This window comes from Providencia vermicola (assembly GCF_010748935.1).
Classification (GTDB): domain Bacteria; phylum Pseudomonadota; class Gammaproteobacteria; order Enterobacterales; family Enterobacteriaceae; genus Providencia; species Providencia zhejiangensis.
Window position 1 is genome coordinate 2855821 of the sequence record NZ_CP048796.1, and the last position, 15462, is coordinate 2871282.

A 15462-nucleotide genomic window follows, 5' to 3' on the forward strand; every position below is an offset into this window, starting at 1 on the left:
GCCTCGCCTTATTTCTTCGCTTGTTCAATCATGTGCTTCAGTTGTTGCGGGTCATGCAACCAGGCTGGCTCCCCCGAGCATCCCATCGTGGCGAAAGCATGATGACAGACACCATTATTCCAACTATCCCACTCGCCACTTTGTTGTTTTTGAGCCAGTAAGTCTTCATAGCGGCGATCCTCTTCAGCCACTTTCTTTTTCGGATCAAAAATGAAACGTTGTTGCTGCTTGATAATATCAATACCTTGATAATCTTCATTATATACACGGTCAGCAGGCGCTTTTTCTGTGAAGGTATAATCCATTGCTATGGCTTGGATAGGGATAATAAATAGGCTAAATATCAATAAATTTTTAAGCATAATCATATTTTAATCACAAAATAATGCCAAAATTATAGATATGACGAATGAAATGGCGAGTTTTATCAGCCAAAACTTGTGTGACTGCCCTTTTTATCTGCAAAAAAGTGATCATTTAACCAAATTTCAAACGATTGATTTAGTTAAATTTAAAGGTTAAATATTCACTCATATACAGCTTAGTGAAGAATTACAGGTTTAACCCCCTACTATAACGGATAATCGTGATAGCCCATTTTTTCTGAAATATGACGTCCAGCAACCTTTAGCAAACGAATATAATATTCCAACTGCTGTTCATCAAAGCGAATGGTAGGAAAAGATATTGATAGCCCAGCAATCACATGGCCTAAACGGTCATAAACAGGCACTGCGATGCAACGTAGCCCCAGCTCTTGCTCTTCTCTGTCCTGTGCATAATGCAGCTTACGCACTTCAGCAAGCTCTCGCATAAATTGTTCGCTACTGAGGATCGTCGTCTCCGTTTTTTTCACAAACTCCACATTCTCTAAAATGCTGTTTACCGTGGCTTCATCTTGCCAAGCTAAAAGTACTTTGCCGATAGCGGTACAATACAATGGGTTACGCCGCCCGACCCGCGAATACATTCGCAAGTTATAGCTAGAATCAATTTTATGAATATAAATAATGGCGTTATCATCGAAAGCACCAAGATGCACAGCTTCATGTGTTAATTGACCAATATGCTGCATTTCTTTATCAGCAATTTCAATTAAATCAACATACTCTAAAGATTTAGCACCTAATTCGAATAGTTTAAGCGTCAATGAATATTTATCCGCCTCCCCTTCCTGCGCCACATAGCCTAATTGTTTCATGGTTTGCAAGAAACGATAGGTGGTGGCTTTTGACATCAGCAGTCGTTGTGAAAGCTCAGACACGCCTATCTCTTTTTGTTCTCCTAATGCATTGAGAATACTGAATACTTTTACTACTGACGAAACGGCATCCGTTTGCGTGACCTTATCCACCATTCACCTTCCTATTTGTTCAAACCAATATGATAACCATATCAGATGGTTTGATGTGCCGATTTTATGTTTACTCAACAGCATAAAGATCACTTTCATGAAAAACAAGAACGCTGATTCGATATTTTTAAAACGGCGTTTCATTTTTATTTGAACTTGTCTAAAAAATAGGTTTTAATGCTGTTAGCTAATGAGGTTTTACTCAATTGAGTGATAAAAAATAAAAACGATAGGTGGTAAAAATGGCTACAGCTTTGCAAGTTGCCGTGATTGGCGAATGTATGGTTGAGTTACAAAAATCAGGGGAATTATTTAAGCAAACTTTTGGTGGGGACACGCTAAATAGCGCTCTCTATCTTGCACGTTTAACCCATAAACAAGGTGTTATCACTCGCTATTTAACGGGGCTTGGTCAAGATCCTTTTAGCCAACAAATGTTAGAAAGTTGGCAAGCTGAAGGGATCAATACAGACCATGTACTGATCGCCGAAAAACACCTCCCCGGTATGTATTTAATTGAAACTTCAGAAGAGGGTGAGCGCCGTTTTTTTTATTGGCGTGATAACTCAGCAGCGAAATTTTGGTTAAATGCGCAAACCGCCGAGCGCACCCAACAATTACTGAATCAACAACAATATCTCTATTTAAGTGGCATCAGCTTAGCTATTTTACCTGAAGCCGCTCGCCAATTGCTGTTTACACTGTTAGCAACAGCTCGCCAGTCAGGCGCTAAGGTCATTTTTGACAATAATTACCGTCCGGCATTATGGCCTTCTGTCGAGGCGGCACAGCAAGCCTACCAACAGATGTTATCGCTGACTGATATCGCATTTTTAACTTTTGATGATGAGCAACTGCTGTATGGTGATCAGCAAGAAAGCCAATCCATTGCACGTGCACAGCAGCATGGCGTTGAAGAGATCATTATTAAACGCGGAGCAAAACCCTGCTATATCATTATTCACGACCAACAATTCGAAGTCGCCGCGAATAAAGTGGCACAAGTCATTGATACCACCGCTGCTGGTGATTCTTTCAGCGCCGGTTATCTTGCCTGTCGAATTCTGGGTGGCTCACCTGAAGAAGCGGCTCGCACAGGCCATTTACTTGCAGGAACCGTGATCCAACACCGAGGTGCCATTATTCCGCGTGAAGCGATGCCCATCATAGAGCTAAACAATATCAAAGGGATCTAAACATGAATCAACTCATCGAGAAATTAAAAAAAATTAATGTCGTGCCTGTTATTACTATCAATAATGCAGAACATGGTGCTCCCCTCGCTAAAGCGTTAATGGAAAATGGGCTGCCGTGTGCAGAAGTGACTTTTCGAACTCCTGCTGCCGTACAAGCCATCAAAAATATGCGAGCGGCATACCCTGAAATTCTGATTGGGGCGGGCACAGTACTGACAACTCAACAGGTTGATCAAGCCATTGATGCAGGCGTGGACTTTATCGTAAGCCCAGGTTTTAACCCTAAAATCGTCGCTTATTGCCAGCAAAAAAATGTCATTATTATCCCTGGGCTCAATAATCCAAGCTTAGTTGAACAGGCGTTAGAATTTAATTTAACCACAGTGAAGTTTTTCCCAGCAGAAGCTTCTGGTGGCGTAGCGATGTTAAAAGCGTTAAGTGCCGTCTACCCTGTGAATTTTATGCCTACGGGGGGAATTGGTCCAAAAAATATCCACGAATATAAGGCGCTACCTTCTGTCCTTATTTGTGGTGGTTCATGGATGGTACCTAATGACCTGATTGATAATGAAAATTGGCATGAGTTAGGGAAGCTGATCGCTGAGGCTGCCAGCCTTTAATGCTCAAGTAAGTGCTCCTGACGCCATGATGTAGGGAGCGCTTATTCAACAAAGAAATGTCATTCTCCACAGCAAAATAGTTAACTAAGCGGACTTTTTAGTCCTATCACCACATCATCAGTATGCTAACGCGGCTTCTGTGACTATCGCGAATGCGGCGAACGCCGCAATATTACTCGGAAATAGACTTTAAACGACCACGTAAGCGCTTGATAGCTTGGCTATGCAGCTGACTAACACGTGACTCCCCAACCTCTAACACCGCTCCAATTTCCTTTAAATTCAATTCTTCTTGATAATATAGCGTCAGCACAAGCTTTTCTCGCTCAGGGAGTTGCTCGATGGCATCAATCACCTGTGAACGCAAATTCGACTCCATCAAAAAATTCAATGGGTTGCCACCATCACTTTCATCAATGACGGGTTCACAGCTCTCGCCATGAATTTCATGCCACTCATCATAGGAATAGAGTTGGCTGTTATTCGTATCCAGTAAGGCTTGTCGATATTCAGTAATATCTATTTTTAGTGATTGCGCTATTTCACTTTCAGTGGCTGTACGACCCAATGTTTGTTCAAGCTCACCAATCGCTTTTGCCATTTCTCGTGCTTGGCGGCGTACACTACGAGGCGCCCAATCGCGACTGCGTAATTCATCCAACATGGAACCACGAATACGCTGTACCGCATAGGTGGCGAATGACGCCCCCTGAGAAGCATCGAAACGTTCCAATGCATGTAATAGCCCAATACCTCCCGCTTGTATGAGGTCATCAACATCTACACTGGCTGGCAGTCTCACTTGTAACTTTAGGGCCTCATGTCGTATTAAGGGATAATAACGCTCCCATAGGCTATTTTTATTAATTACACCTTCGGCAGTATACAAATCACTCACAACCGGAATCACCCTTTAAGACTGATATAAAGGTATTCATTATGCTAGTGACTTAATAATTCAATCCGTTGAGTAATGAGGTAAATTAGCGCTATTTTCCCTAACACAAATGTTTACTGGCGAAATGGTATCGCGCCGAAATGAAATTCATGCCGTCATCATAATACAAAAAAGGCCAGAATATTCTGGCCTTATAAACGAGAGAGTGAAACGAATTAACGTAACAGGCTCAGAACACCTTGTGGAACTTGGTTTGCTTGTGCCAGAACTGAAGTACCTGCTTGTTGCAGGATTTGACCACGGCTCATGTTAGACACTTCTGTTGCAAAGTCAGCGTCTTGGATACGGCTACGTGCTGCACTCAAGTTGTTGACTGAGTTGTTCAGGTTATTGATAGTAGATTGCATACGGTTTTGGAATGCACCCAGTTTAGAACGGTATGAATCCACATTTTTCAGTGCAGTATCTAAAGTATCTAATGCGTCAGATTTTGCAGCAGTACCACCACCTAGAGCAGTGATCTCAGCACCTTTCACATACTCATCCTTACCAGTGGTAGTGGTTGTGTCTTTAGTCGCTTCGTACCATTTATTATCTGTTGTATCCTTGATATAAAATTTAGCAGGATCTGTTTTATCTGCATAAATTTCAGCTGTACCAATTTTTGTACCGCCAGCGGTTTCAACCGCATAGTTATCAGCATCTACGGTGATTGCAGTGCCTTTACCCGCTGGCTCTTTTGGACCAGCCGCAGCCGCGGAAACTTTTTCAACTTTATCTTTAAAATCTTTGATACCTAATGTATCAAGATCCATTTTTTGCATTTCCATGCTGATAGTTTGACCATCTTTCGCACCCACTTGGTAAGAAACAGTCTCACCGTTTAGAATTTGTGTTCCGTTAAATTCAGTGTGTTGATAGATACGGTCGATTTCATCCAGACGTTGTTGTACTTCATCACGAATTGAAGTGATATCGCTGTCAGAGTTACTGCCGTTAGCTGCTTGAACAGTCAGTTCACGAATACGTTGCAAGTTTTCGTTGATTTCGTTAACTGCACCTTCAGCCACTTGCGCCATTGAAATACCGTCGCTCGCATTACGAGAAGCTTGGGTCAAACCTTTGATGTTAGCAGTGAAACGGTTAGCAATCGCTTGACCCGCAGCATCATCTTTTGCGCTATTGATACGTGAACCTGAAGATAGACGCTCAATTGCAGTACCCAGTACGCTTTGTGAACGGTTTAAATTGTTCTGAGTTGTCAGAGACAGGATGTTAGTGTTGATAACCTGTGCCATAATATATGTCCTTGTTATTCCGTAATAATAAAGTTAGCCAATCTGTTAGGCTTTACAGTTTGTTGCCAGCAATACCATTATCGGCGGCATAAAAAAGGGCTTTAGGGCTTTCAACAAAAATTTTTTATCTGAAAGCCAAAAAACCAGCAACCACAGCACTTCGAGCGATAAATTATTTTGTCAAAATAATTTTATAAACCGCAAATTTTAACTTATTGATTATCAATAGAGACAAATACCCTGTTTTGTAGGGTCAACTCCTGCCATCATTATTTATCGACTTAGTCTAAGATTTCCGTTCTTCTCGCCGATAACCCTGTAAATGAGAATAATTTTTTAGGAGAGAACAATGGCTGGTATATCGACACTCGGTATCGGGGCAAACTTAGACTTAAATAACCAAATGGACCAACTTGAAGCGATGGAAAAACGCCGCCTTGAGCCATTAGCCACTCAAAAAGCCAGCTATGATGCGCAAATCAGTGCCTTTGGTAAAATGCAATCGTCACTCGAAAAATTAAAAAAAGCGGCTGAAGATCTTAAAAAATATGGTGATATCAGTACCACCAAAGTCAATGGCGAATATAAGAGTTTTGATGTAAAAACAGACGGCAAAGCGGTAGCAGGTGTACATGATGTATTAGTCACCCAGTTAGCCAAAGCGCAAACTATCGCCACTAAAGGCCATGATGATAATAAAAAATTATTAGGGAATGGCAGTGCAGAACGCACCATCACCATTACTCAACCCGCTGAAAAAGAACCTATCATTATTAAATTAGATAATGAACATACTTCTTTAATTGAAATAGCAGATGCGATTAATAAGACCGATAAAACGGTTACCGCTGCAGTGATTAAAGATAAAACGAATAATTATCACCTTGTTATCACATCTAAAAAAGAAGGTACAGACCACCGTATTAGTATTAATGTTGAAGGTGATGACGAACTCGCAAAAATACTGAATGTTGAATCTGAATTAAACAGTGATGGTAATGTCGTTTTAAAAGATGAAAAAAACATCGGCATAGAGCAAAAAGTTCCCCCGCAAAATGCCTTGTTAAATATTGATGGTTTTGAACTTGAATCACAAAGCAATGAAGCAAAAGATCTCTTTCCTGGTTTAACTCTGACACTAAAAAAAGAGAGTGAAGATAAAAAACCCGATCATCTGATCGTTTCTGAGGATATTGAACCTGCTAAAGCAAAAATTAAAGCATGGGTAGATGCCTATAATGAATTCCAAAATCTCGCTAAGGAATTGACTAAATATACGCCAACAACGAAAGGAACTGCGCCAGATAAAACCAACGGCCCATTGATTGGTGATTCTACACTACGAACAATACAAAGCCAGTTACGTACGCAAATACGTTCAGCACAAGATAGTGGTGAGATTAATTTATTGAATAAAATGGGGATCACACAAAAAGTTGATGGCACATTAGAGATAGAAGATAAAAAATTCGAAAAAGCGCTAAAAGATAACCCTGGAAGTGTCAAAAGTTTCTTTATGGGAGATGGTAAAGAAACAGGCTTTGCCACAGAAAACTTTAATTTCTTAAAAGAGACACTTGACGCTCGTGAAGGCACACTGCATAACGCAACTGATGGCGTGCAAAAGAAAAAGAAAAGCCTTGATAAACGCATTGAACAAACAAATAAACAAATTGAAAACACTATGGATTTATACCGCCGTCAATTCCAGAATTTAGATAAAATGATGAGCTCACTCAATAGCACCAGTAACTCATTAGGCAGACTGTTAGGTTAATAATTATGTATCAACAAAAAGCAAAACAAGCCTACCAACAAGTCGATTTGGAAAGTGAAATTACCAACGCGACACCGTATCAATTGATCACTATTCTATATAAAGGGGCGTTAAGCGCCCTAAAACGTGCTGAAATTTTTATGCAACAGAATAATATCGCGGCAAAAGGCCAAGAAATTACAAAAGCCATCGATATTATTGATACGGGTTTGAAACAAGCGCTTAATCATGACGCGGGTGGCGAAATCGCGGAAAACCTTGATCGTCTATATGATTACATGATTATGCGCTTATTAAATGCTAACCTTGAAAATAATGTGGCTTATATCCAAGAAGTTTACCAATTACTCTCCGATATCGCGTCAGCTTGGCAACAGATCGGGGCAAATGTGGATGAAAGATAAACAGGTGAATAATAAAGAACCTATTGATTTATATGAAATCTATCGTGATGTTTTAGTATTAAGCGAAAATTTAGTCGCGCTAGCACAAGCAAAACAGTGGGAACAACTCGTTGCCCAAGAAACAGAGTATGTGTATGCCGTCGAAAATTTAACGCAATTAACACATGAATTCGAAGCGCAGAACCCCATCACAGATGAACTGGTGGGGTTATTGCATCAAATTATCGAAAATGAAAAGATCACTAAAACCTATTTGCAACAACACTTAGATTTTTTAAGTAAAGAAATGAAACAGTTGGATCAAACACGGGTCATCAATAACAGTTATGGCCAATTTAATGAGCCAGATACACCAATGACAATTAAACCCATTGAATAGCCATGTGTGTCAGGCGCCCCTACCTGACACTTATGGATAACTTATTGCCTTAAGCGTTGCTGTTTCTTTAATTTTTTCAACAGCATATTCCGCTTTAGTGGCGATAAATGATCAAGAAACACTTTTCCATGTAAATGGTCGATTTCATGTTGCATCACAATTGCCAAAAACTCGTCAGAATCAAGAGTAAATTCTTTTCCATCTCTATCTAACGCTTTGACTTTCACACGTTTAAACCGCGCAACATCTGCATAAATTTCAGGTACAGATAAGCATCCTTCTTGGTAGCTCGTCTCACCTTCACTTTCAATAATTTCAGGGTTAACAAATACCATCGGTTGATCGCGATTTTCAGAAATATCAATTACCATTACCGATTGTGTTGCTGCAATTTGCGTTGCTGCTAAACCAATACCATTCTCGGTGCTATACATGGTATCTAATAAATCATCAATTAATGTTTGTACCGCCGCAATGTCAGTCACTGGACTGCATTTGATTCGCAAGCGCTCATCAGGTATCTCAATAATCGTTTTTACTGCCATATCTCAAAAATCCTATCTGTCGTGCTCTTTATTCAAACTATTATCATTATCGTATTTTTAAATTTACGATAAGATGCAAAAAATGGCATTATGACTCAATGAAAAAATCACATAACAATCAATTAGGTTACCGCTACGTCGCCTAAAGTAAAAGAATACATAATGGAATTTCACAGAAAAATAACATGTAATTTGGGAAAAAACACCAAAAATAGACCTAAAACAGCAAAACAATTCAAATTAATGATAAATAACCCAATTTATAATAAGGATTAATCATCTCATTCGCTATGCTGCAATAATAGCCTTACTTATCGAGGGGATTTATCATAATAATATACATCTAAAATCATTTTTAGCCCACAATCAATCTGCTCTATTTTTAGCCTAGATTATTTCCCTCATCAATAGAATGAAATTGGCGGAGTAAGCGATAAAAACATTATCTATGTATAAATTAATAGAATTGCCAGTAAGACATTACCTGATTATCGCTTTTTGTTATTTTTTGTGTCATTTGATTGAGCTTCAGGAACCTATCAATTCCTATATCAACAGGATTATATTTAAAACCATTTATCATAAAGTTAACACTGAATATGCTGCTTCACTCCGGTTGTTTCATTCACCAAAATTATCAAAGAAATAAATAGCCTTCAATTTAATTCAAATAAAATCACTTTTCACGAGCTAATTAAAAACAAATTCAGAATATTAATAAAAATCAATTAACTTTATTATAAAAAACAGAACGCACTATATTAATTGAGTTAATTAAAGTAGATGGATTTATTTCATTAATAAAGGAATCAAGATGAAAAAACACTTTCCCCTAAAGGCGATGACTTTCCTATCAATCGTTTCTCTTTCAAGTGCCACGCTCGCCGCCCCTATTCATTTTTCAACATTATTAATGGATTCAGCCATGACACTCTATGAACTGCAAGAGTTCGGAAAAGAAATCAAACAACATCTCGCTGAAAAAGAGCAAAAATCAAAATTTAAAACCTTTGATGAGCTTCTTTTGGAACAATTAAAAAAAGTAGACAAAAGTTTTACACCCACCATGTCTGAAGTAGATGAAAACATAAAACAATCAATAGAAAATAATAATCATTATATTAATGCTCAGCTAAGCATGTATTCCCATAATAGCGAAAAAAAATGGTTATTACTTAAGAGGAAGCATCATAAAGCTCAGACAGATAATTTGAATCAGTTTGCTAACCTACACCAAAGCATAGATAAAACTCAGAATATCAATAACACACGTTTTACTAAGCTGGATAAAAAAATTGATAAAACAGCCAAGCAAGCTAATTCAGGCATCGCTTCTGTTGCGGCGATGTCGAATATTCCCTATACCATGAATACCCGTTTTAGTGCAGGTGTTGGCCTAGGTCATTATCATGATGGTCATGCTATCGCGGCTGGCGCACAATACCAAGTAAAAGAGAATATTAACCTTCGTAGCTCTATCTCTTGGAATAATTCAGACCGCGCCGTGGTCGGTGCTGGTATTGCCATTGGTTGGTAGTTGGCTACGCCACACTCTTTTTTGATATCTTTAAACGTTCACTTCCCATACCACAGGAAGTGAACGCTTCCATTGCATCATTGATGCCAAAATCCTAACAACGATAAAATTCATATCATCATAATTTAAAAATCATTGTTTAAACGGGGATCGCCATAATTTCTTGATATGCCGCGACCAGTTTATTTCGTACTTGGATACCCATTTGTAAACTTAAACTGGCTTTTTGCATATCCACCATAACATCATTCAGCGAAATATCACTTTTGCCCAATGTAAAATCTTCAATCTGTTTTGCCGATTGATTCCTAACAGAATTAATTTGATTTACGGCAGAAACAAGATGATCAGCAAAACCAACAGGTTCAATCACGGGCTTACTGTGATTTGCAGCTTGTGATGCGGTCATTTGTAGCTGCGATAATACGCCTTCAATAGCTTGGATTGTCATTTTCTTCCCTTCAATTTCTGTGCGAGCCATCGTCGCTGTCTTATTTGGCATGCATACCCTAGCACAGCCTTTTTAACTTGAAGCCGATAAATAACACCAAAATTATGGGCTGATTCCGTCATTAGATTTATCAGAGTCATCAATAATAGCAACGTAAAAAAGTGATGTACGAAGAGGGAATAACATTGTTTCGCCAAAAGTGTTTTCATCTGTTGATTCTGCAAGGCAGGGAATATTTATGAGTGCCGCATCTAAAGAGACCGGAGAAGCTACCAAAGGGTTTGCATCTATTGCATCACGCTTTAAGACTTCCCCAAAAATCCCATTAATGATTGCTGGCGCCGCCGCAATTGCGGTCGTTGTCGCCCTACTTCTTTGGCTACGCAGCCCTGACTACCGCGTACTTCTGAGTAACCTCAGCGCAAAAGACGGTGGTGATATCGTCAGTCAATTAACGCAAATGAACGTGCCGTATCAAATTGCCGATAATGGCAGTGCAATTTTGGTACCGGCCGATAAAGTTCATGAATTGCGCCTAAAATTAGCCCAGTCAGGTTTACCAAAGGGCGGAAATACAGGCTTTGAGCTGTTAGATAAAGAACAGTTTGGTATTAGCCAATTTAGTGAGCAAGTTAACTATCAACGTGCATTAGAAGGTGAGTTATCGCGCACGATTGAATCACTCAGTCCAGTGCAAAATGCTCGCGTTCATTTGGCTATTCCTAAACCGACCTTATTTGTCCGTGAACAAAAATTACCGACTGCATCTGTTACCGTGGGGTTACTCCCTGGTCGTATGCTCGATGAGGGCCAAATCAATGCCATTATCCACATGGTATCGAGCAGTGTAACAGGTTTAACAGCCTCAAATGTGACGATTGTTGACCAAACAGGTCGATTGCTGACTAACAATGACAATAGCCAGCAATCGGCTAACAATGCGCAAATAAAAATGACGAAAGAGATGGAGTCTCATCTCAAACAACGTATTGAAGACATTATTTCGCCTTTAGTTGGGCGTGCTAACGTTCATGCTCAAGTTACCGCACAGATGGATTTCTCAAAAGTTGAGCAAACCTCTGAAGAATATAAGCCAAACCAAACCCCCAATAGTGCGGCGATACGTTCTCGTCAAAATAGCCATAGCATGCAGAACAATGCTAGCGGTACCGGTGGCGTACCTGGGGCGCTGTCGAATCAACCACCCAGTGCTCCGAGTGCACCAATAACGACGGATAAAAAAGAACAAACATCACAGCAAAGCAGTGCTTCTCATAATGGTTCAAGTCATTCTCAAAGTGATGAAACCACCAATTATGAAGTCGACCGTAAAATTAGCCATACTCAGCGCCAAATAGGTGTCGTTGAACGGTTGTCCGTTGCAGTGATCATCAACTATTTACCGCAAGAAGGTGAAAATGGTCCACAAATGCAGCCGTTATCACCGGAAATGATGGAACAAATTGAATCACTTACCCGTGAGGCAATGGGCTATTCGACTGATCGTGGTGACTCATTGAGTATTACAAATTCACTGTTCACCAACGATAGCGTCGTAGAAGAACAACCTTCAATGCTTGAGAACCCACAACTTCTCGCACAAGTATTGGATTACGGCAAAATTATCTTAATCGCTATTATTGCTTGGTTTATGTGGCGTTTTGGTATCAAGCCTCAATGGCTCAAATACCGTCAAACACAGCAAGCCCAAGCAGCAGAGGTGTTTGTTGCGGCTCAGCCTAAAACCCCTCTCGTCGTTGAAGAAGAAATTAATGAAGATATGGATGAACAAACACGTCGCCGTCTCACTCGCCAACGTGTCAGCGCAGAAATCCAAAGTCAGCGTATTCGTGAAATGGCAGAAAAAGATCCACAAGTCGTGGCTATGGTCATTCGCCAGTGGTTAGGAAAAGCACAATGATATTAAGTGGAACCGAAAAAAGTGCCGTGATGCTGATGACACTCGGCGAAGATCAGGCAGCTGAAGTTTTCAAGCATTTGAATCCTAAAGAAGTGCAGCAATTGAGTATGGCCGTCTCGAATATGCGACAAATCTCTAACAATGAGTTGGCGGAGGTTTTAACAGAATTTGAGGAATCCGCCATTCAATTTGCCGCACTCAATATCAATACGAATGATTATTTACGTTCCGTGCTTGTGAAAGCACTGGGTGAAGAGCGTGCCGCTAGCTTACTTGAAGATATCTTTGATAAGCAGGAAAGCACTTCAGGTATTGAAAGCCTCAATTATATGGAACCGCAAACCGTTGCCGATATTATTCGTGACGAACATCCACAGATTATTGCTACGATTTTAGTCCATCTGAAGCGTAACCTAGCTGCGGATGTTTTGGAGCTATTCGAAGAGCGTCAACGCAACGATATTATGCTACGTATCGCAACCTTTGGTGGCGTTCAACCAGCAGCGTTAGCTGAATTGACCGAAGTGCTAAATAACCTGCTTGATGGACAAAACCTCAAACGCAGCAAAATGGGTGGCGTAAGAACTGCTGCTGAAATTATTAACTTGATGAAAAATCAGCAAGAAGAAAGCGTGATTAATGCGATGCGTGATTACGATGGCGAACTGGCACAACGCATTATTGATGAAATGTTCCTATTCGAAAATCTTATCGAAGTCGACAATCGCAGCATTCAGCGCATTCTACAAGAAGTTTCCAACGACTCGTTGGTTATCGCGCTCAAAGGCAGCAATCAAGCTCTACGAGACCATTTCCTCAACAATATGGCTGTTCGTGCTGCTGAAATTGTTCGTGACGATTTGGAGTCCCGTTCACCAGTACGCATGTCTCAAGTCGAAAACGAGCAGAAAGCGATTCTTATGATCGTTCGCCGCCTAGCAGAGAAAGGCGAAATCACCATTGGTGGTGGAGATGATGTCTATGTCTAATTCATCGATTCCTCCGCATGCATGGCAGCCTTGGCAATTACGCGAGTTGAACCAGTGGGATCTTAACTCTTCAGGGTTACCTTCCGCTGATGAACAGCCTGAACCTGATAAACCTAAAGTCCCCTGCCTTGAACCACAAGAGGTACTAGAGCAGATTAATATTCTCGATAACCTAAAAGAAGAAGCGCATCGTGCTGGCTATCAACAAGGTTATGATTTGGGGAAAAAGGAAGGTTATCAAGCAGGCTTTGAGCAAGGGCTTCGCGCGGGTGAAGAGCAAGGCCGCCAACAAGCATTAGCGCAAGAGCAACCCATTATTGAAACATGGCAAAAACTACTCTCTGAGTTTAATTATTCATTAGATAGTTTCGATACCGTGATCACAACAAAGCTGTTGCAAATCGCTTTAACCGCTGCAAAACAGGTATTGGGGCAATCAACCATCTGTGACGGTACCGCTCTACTTGAAGAAATCAGCCATCTGCTACAGCAAAAACCTATTTTTACTGGGCAGCCTGAGTTACACGTTAACCCAGCGCATACCGAACTGATCGAACAGCATTTAGGCTCACTGCTGAGCTTAAACGGCTGGCGCTTAGTGGGTGACCCCAAGTTACACCTTGGGGGTTGTCGCGTTGTCGCTGAAGAGGGTGAAATCGATATGACCGTTGCAACACGCTGGCAGGAATTGTGCCGTCTTTATGCGCCGGAGACCCTATCATGACAGTACGAATGAGCCGTTGGATTGCCGCACTGGAAGGGTTTGAATCACGTATGAAAGGGATCCCAATGACACGCCATTATGGGCGTTTGACTAAAATTACCGGTTTAGTCATGGAAGCTGAAGGCATCAAAATGCCATTGGGAGCCACTTGTATTATTGAGCGTACTATCAATGGCCGCCATGACGAGGTGGTTTGTGAAGTCGTTGGATTTAATGGTTCGCGCATGTTACTGATGCCGCTTGCGGATCTCGAAGGCATTGCGCCGGGAGCGCGTGTCTATGCACAAACAACGGGAGATGATGGGCAAACTAGCCGTTTATTACCTCTCGGGGATGAGCTATTAGGGCGTATTTTAGATGCGCAAGGCACCCCTCTTGACGGCAAGGGGCCGCTTGATGTTAAGCAACGTGCTCCCTTGATCACTCCACCAATCAACCCACTAGAGCGTACACCTATCCACAGTGTTTTGGATGTGGGGGTTCGAGCGATCAATGCCCTACTCACTGTGGGTCGAGGGCAGCGTATGGGCCTGTTTGCCGGTTCTGGCGTGGGGAAAAGTGTCCTGCTTGGGATGATGGCGCGTTTCACACAAGCTGACATCATTGTCGTTGGCCTCATCGGAGAGCGTGGGCGCGAAGTTAAAGATTTTATTGAAAATATTTTAGGTGCTGAAGGTTTAAAACGAGCAGTGGTTGTTGCGGCGCCTGCTGATGTTTCACCATTACTACGCATGCAAGGTGCCTCCTATGCTACCCGTATCGCCGAGTATTTTCGTGACCTTGGTAAGAATGTTTTACTGATTATGGACTCCCTGACGCGTTATAGCATGGCACAACGGGAAATCGCTTTAGCCATTGGAGAACCGCCTGCGACCAAAGGCTATCCGCCATCTGTTTTTGCCAAATTACCCGCATTGGTTGAGCGCGCAGGTAATGGCAAAAATGGTGGTTCAATTACCGCCTTTTATACGGTGCTAACGGAAGGGGATGATCAGCAAGACCCTATCGCGGATTCTGCTCGCGCTATTCTTGACGGTCATATCGTATTATCACGCTCGCTGGCTGAATCAGGTCACTACCCCGCTATTGATATTGAGGCCTCAATCAGCCGAGCCATGACTGAATTAATTGATAAGCAACATTATCGCCAAATTCAACGCTTTAAGCAGCTGACTTCCAGTTATCAACGAAATCGTGACCTCATTAATGTGGGTGCCTATGCAGCAGGCAGCGATCCGCTGCTAGATATGGCCATTCAATATTACCCTCGTATGTCTAAATTTTTGCAACAAGACATCGATGAGCGCTGCGACTATCAAAGCGCTTGTGAACAATTGGCGCATGCGGTTCCTAATGAGTCATGAGGGTT

General features: G+C 41.3%; 16 protein-coding genes. 10 read left to right on the top strand and 6 right to left on the bottom strand.

Annotated elements, in window-relative coordinates; all coding sequences use genetic code 11:
• Positions 1–8: 8 nt before the first annotated feature.
• On the bottom strand, positions 9–362 hold the full coding sequence (locus G3341_RS12925; RefSeq protein ID WP_231131749.1) for a hypothetical protein: 354 nt from the start codon (positions 360–362) through the stop codon (positions 9–11).
• 209 nt (positions 363–571) lie between these two features.
• Entirely contained in the window at positions 572–1357 is a 786-nt protein-coding gene (gene kdgR / locus G3341_RS12930; RefSeq protein ID WP_154624568.1) for a DNA-binding transcriptional regulator KdgR, read from the bottom strand.
• A 239-nt stretch (positions 1358–1596) separates the two neighbouring features.
• Here kdgR and G3341_RS12935 point away from each other — a divergent pair, with 239 nt between their 5' ends.
• Together G3341_RS12935 and G3341_RS12940 are read left to right on the top strand one after the other, a co-directional pair.
• On the top strand, positions 1597–2550 hold the full coding sequence (locus G3341_RS12935; RefSeq protein WP_154624567.1) for a sugar kinase: 954 nt from the start codon (positions 1597–1599) through the stop codon (positions 2548–2550).
• A gap of 2 nt (positions 2551–2552) precedes the next feature.
• The gene (locus tag G3341_RS12940) at positions 2553–3170 is read left to right on the top strand and encodes a bifunctional 4-hydroxy-2-oxoglutarate aldolase/2-dehydro-3-deoxy-phosphogluconate aldolase (RefSeq protein WP_154624566.1); all 618 of its coding nucleotides are present in this window, start codon (positions 2553–2555) and stop codon (positions 3168–3170) included.
• 172 nt (positions 3171–3342) lie between these two features.
• Here G3341_RS12940 and G3341_RS12945 read toward each other — a convergent pair whose 3' ends face one another.
• Positions 3343–4068: an RNA polymerase sigma factor FliA gene (locus G3341_RS12945; protein ID WP_163862319.1), complete on the bottom strand. Its 726-nt coding sequence runs from the start codon at positions 4066–4068 to the stop codon at positions 3343–3345.
• Positions 4069–4283: 215 nt separating this feature from the next.
• Positions 4284–5366: a FliC/FljB family flagellin gene (locus G3341_RS12950; RefSeq protein WP_163862321.1), complete on the bottom strand. Its 1083-nt coding sequence runs from the start codon at positions 5364–5366 to the stop codon at positions 4284–4286.
• 349 nt (positions 5367–5715) lie between these two features.
• On the opposite strand from G3341_RS12950, the gene fliD reads away from it, so the two are divergent.
• The 3 genes from fliD to fliT are packed head-to-tail and all read left to right on the top strand — an operon-like array spanning position 5716 to position 7926.
• Positions 5716–7143 (top strand): flagellar filament capping protein FliD, encoded by a 1428-nt coding sequence (gene fliD, locus G3341_RS12955; protein ID WP_154624564.1) that lies wholly within the window; start codon positions 5716–5718, stop codon positions 7141–7143.
• A 5-nt stretch (positions 7144–7148) separates the two neighbouring features.
• Positions 7149–7547: a flagellar export chaperone FliS gene (gene fliS, locus G3341_RS12960; protein ID WP_154624563.1), complete on the top strand. Its 399-nt coding sequence runs from the start codon at positions 7149–7151 to the stop codon at positions 7545–7547.
• The gene (gene fliT / locus G3341_RS12965; RefSeq protein ID WP_154624562.1) at positions 7537–7926 is read left to right on the top strand and encodes a flagellar protein FliT; all 390 of its coding nucleotides are present in this window, start codon (positions 7537–7539) and stop codon (positions 7924–7926) included. The genes fliS and fliT overlap by 11 nt, the downstream gene beginning before the upstream one ends.
• Positions 7927–7967: 41 nt before the next feature.
• Here the strand turns inward: fliT and def are convergent, their stop codons facing one another.
• Positions 7968–8471, bottom strand: a complete 504-nt coding sequence (gene def, locus G3341_RS12970; RefSeq protein WP_154624561.1) for a peptide deformylase — start codon at positions 8469–8471, stop codon at positions 7968–7970.
• Between the two features lie 814 nt (positions 8472–9285).
• On the opposite strand from def, the gene G3341_RS12975 reads away from it, so the two are divergent.
• Positions 9286–10008: a YadA-like family protein gene (locus G3341_RS12975; RefSeq protein ID WP_244316433.1), complete on the top strand. Its 723-nt coding sequence runs from the start codon at positions 9286–9288 to the stop codon at positions 10006–10008.
• Between the two features lie 139 nt (positions 10009–10147).
• Here G3341_RS12975 and fliE read toward each other — a convergent pair whose 3' ends face one another.
• Entirely contained in the window at positions 10148–10459 is a 312-nt protein-coding gene (gene fliE / locus G3341_RS12980; RefSeq protein ID WP_163863616.1) for a flagellar hook-basal body complex protein FliE, read from the bottom strand.
• Positions 10460–10697: 238 nt separating this feature from the next.
• Here fliE and fliF point away from each other — a divergent pair, with 238 nt between their 5' ends.
• The 4 genes from fliF to fliI are packed head-to-tail and all read left to right on the top strand — an operon-like array spanning position 10698 to position 15457.
• Complete coding sequence (gene fliF / locus G3341_RS12985; protein ID WP_163862325.1) at positions 10698–12380, top strand: flagellar basal-body MS-ring/collar protein FliF; 1683 nt, start codon at positions 10698–10700, stop codon at positions 12378–12380.
• Positions 12377–13369, top strand: coding sequence for a flagellar motor switch protein FliG (gene fliG / locus G3341_RS12990; protein WP_154623795.1), 993 nt, complete (start codon positions 12377–12379; stop codon positions 13367–13369). Before fliF ends, fliG begins: the two co-directional genes overlap by 4 nt.
• Positions 13362–14093: a flagellar assembly protein FliH gene (gene fliH / locus G3341_RS12995; RefSeq protein WP_154623796.1), complete on the top strand. Its 732-nt coding sequence runs from the start codon at positions 13362–13364 to the stop codon at positions 14091–14093. Before fliG ends, fliH begins: the two co-directional genes overlap by 8 nt.
• Positions 14090–15457: a flagellar protein export ATPase FliI gene (gene fliI, locus G3341_RS13000; protein WP_163862329.1), complete on the top strand. Its 1368-nt coding sequence runs from the start codon at positions 14090–14092 to the stop codon at positions 15455–15457. Before fliH ends, fliI begins: the two co-directional genes overlap by 4 nt.
• Positions 15458–15462 lie beyond the last annotated feature (5 nt).

What these genes read in the sequence shown, in the direction of transcription:
- fliS (WP_154624563.1), top strand. Translation starts at nt 7,149, where the DNA reads ATGTATCAACAAAAAGCAAAACAAGCCTACCAACAAGTCGATTTGGAA.
- kdgR (WP_154624568.1), bottom strand. Translation starts at nt 1,357, where the DNA reads ATGGTGGATAAGGTCACGCAAACGGATGCCGTTTCGTCAGTAGTAAAA.
- fliF (WP_163862325.1), top strand. Translation starts at nt 10,698, where the DNA reads ATGAGTGCCGCATCTAAAGAGACCGGAGAAGCTACCAAAGGGTTTGCA.
- fliT (WP_154624562.1), top strand. Translation starts at nt 7,537, where the DNA reads ATGAAAGATAAACAGGTGAATAATAAAGAACCTATTGATTTATATGAA.
- fliI (WP_163862329.1), top strand. Translation starts at nt 14,090, where the DNA reads ATGACAGTACGAATGAGCCGTTGGATTGCCGCACTGGAAGGGTTTGAA.
- G3341_RS12925 (WP_231131749.1), bottom strand. Translation starts at nt 362, where the DNA reads ATGCTTAAAAATTTATTGATATTTAGCCTATTTATTATCCCTATCCAA.
- fliG (WP_154623795.1), top strand. Translation starts at nt 12,377, where the DNA reads ATGATATTAAGTGGAACCGAAAAAAGTGCCGTGATGCTGATGACACTC.
- G3341_RS12950 (WP_163862321.1), bottom strand. Translation starts at nt 5,366, where the DNA reads ATGGCACAGGTTATCAACACTAACATCCTGTCTCTGACAACTCAGAAC.
- G3341_RS12935 (WP_154624567.1), top strand. Translation starts at nt 1,597, where the DNA reads ATGGCTACAGCTTTGCAAGTTGCCGTGATTGGCGAATGTATGGTTGAG.
- G3341_RS12940 (WP_154624566.1), top strand. Translation starts at nt 2,553, where the DNA reads ATGAATCAACTCATCGAGAAATTAAAAAAAATTAATGTCGTGCCTGTT.
- fliD (WP_154624564.1), top strand. Translation starts at nt 5,716, where the DNA reads ATGGCTGGTATATCGACACTCGGTATCGGGGCAAACTTAGACTTAAAT.
- fliE (WP_163863616.1), bottom strand. Translation starts at nt 10,459, where the DNA reads ATGACAATCCAAGCTATTGAAGGCGTATTATCGCAGCTACAAATGACC.
- def (WP_154624561.1), bottom strand. Translation starts at nt 8,471, where the DNA reads ATGGCAGTAAAAACGATTATTGAGATACCTGATGAGCGCTTGCGAATC.
- G3341_RS12975 (WP_244316433.1), top strand. Translation starts at nt 9,286, where the DNA reads ATGAAAAAACACTTTCCCCTAAAGGCGATGACTTTCCTATCAATCGTT.
- fliH (WP_154623796.1), top strand. Translation starts at nt 13,362, where the DNA reads ATGTCTAATTCATCGATTCCTCCGCATGCATGGCAGCCTTGGCAATTA.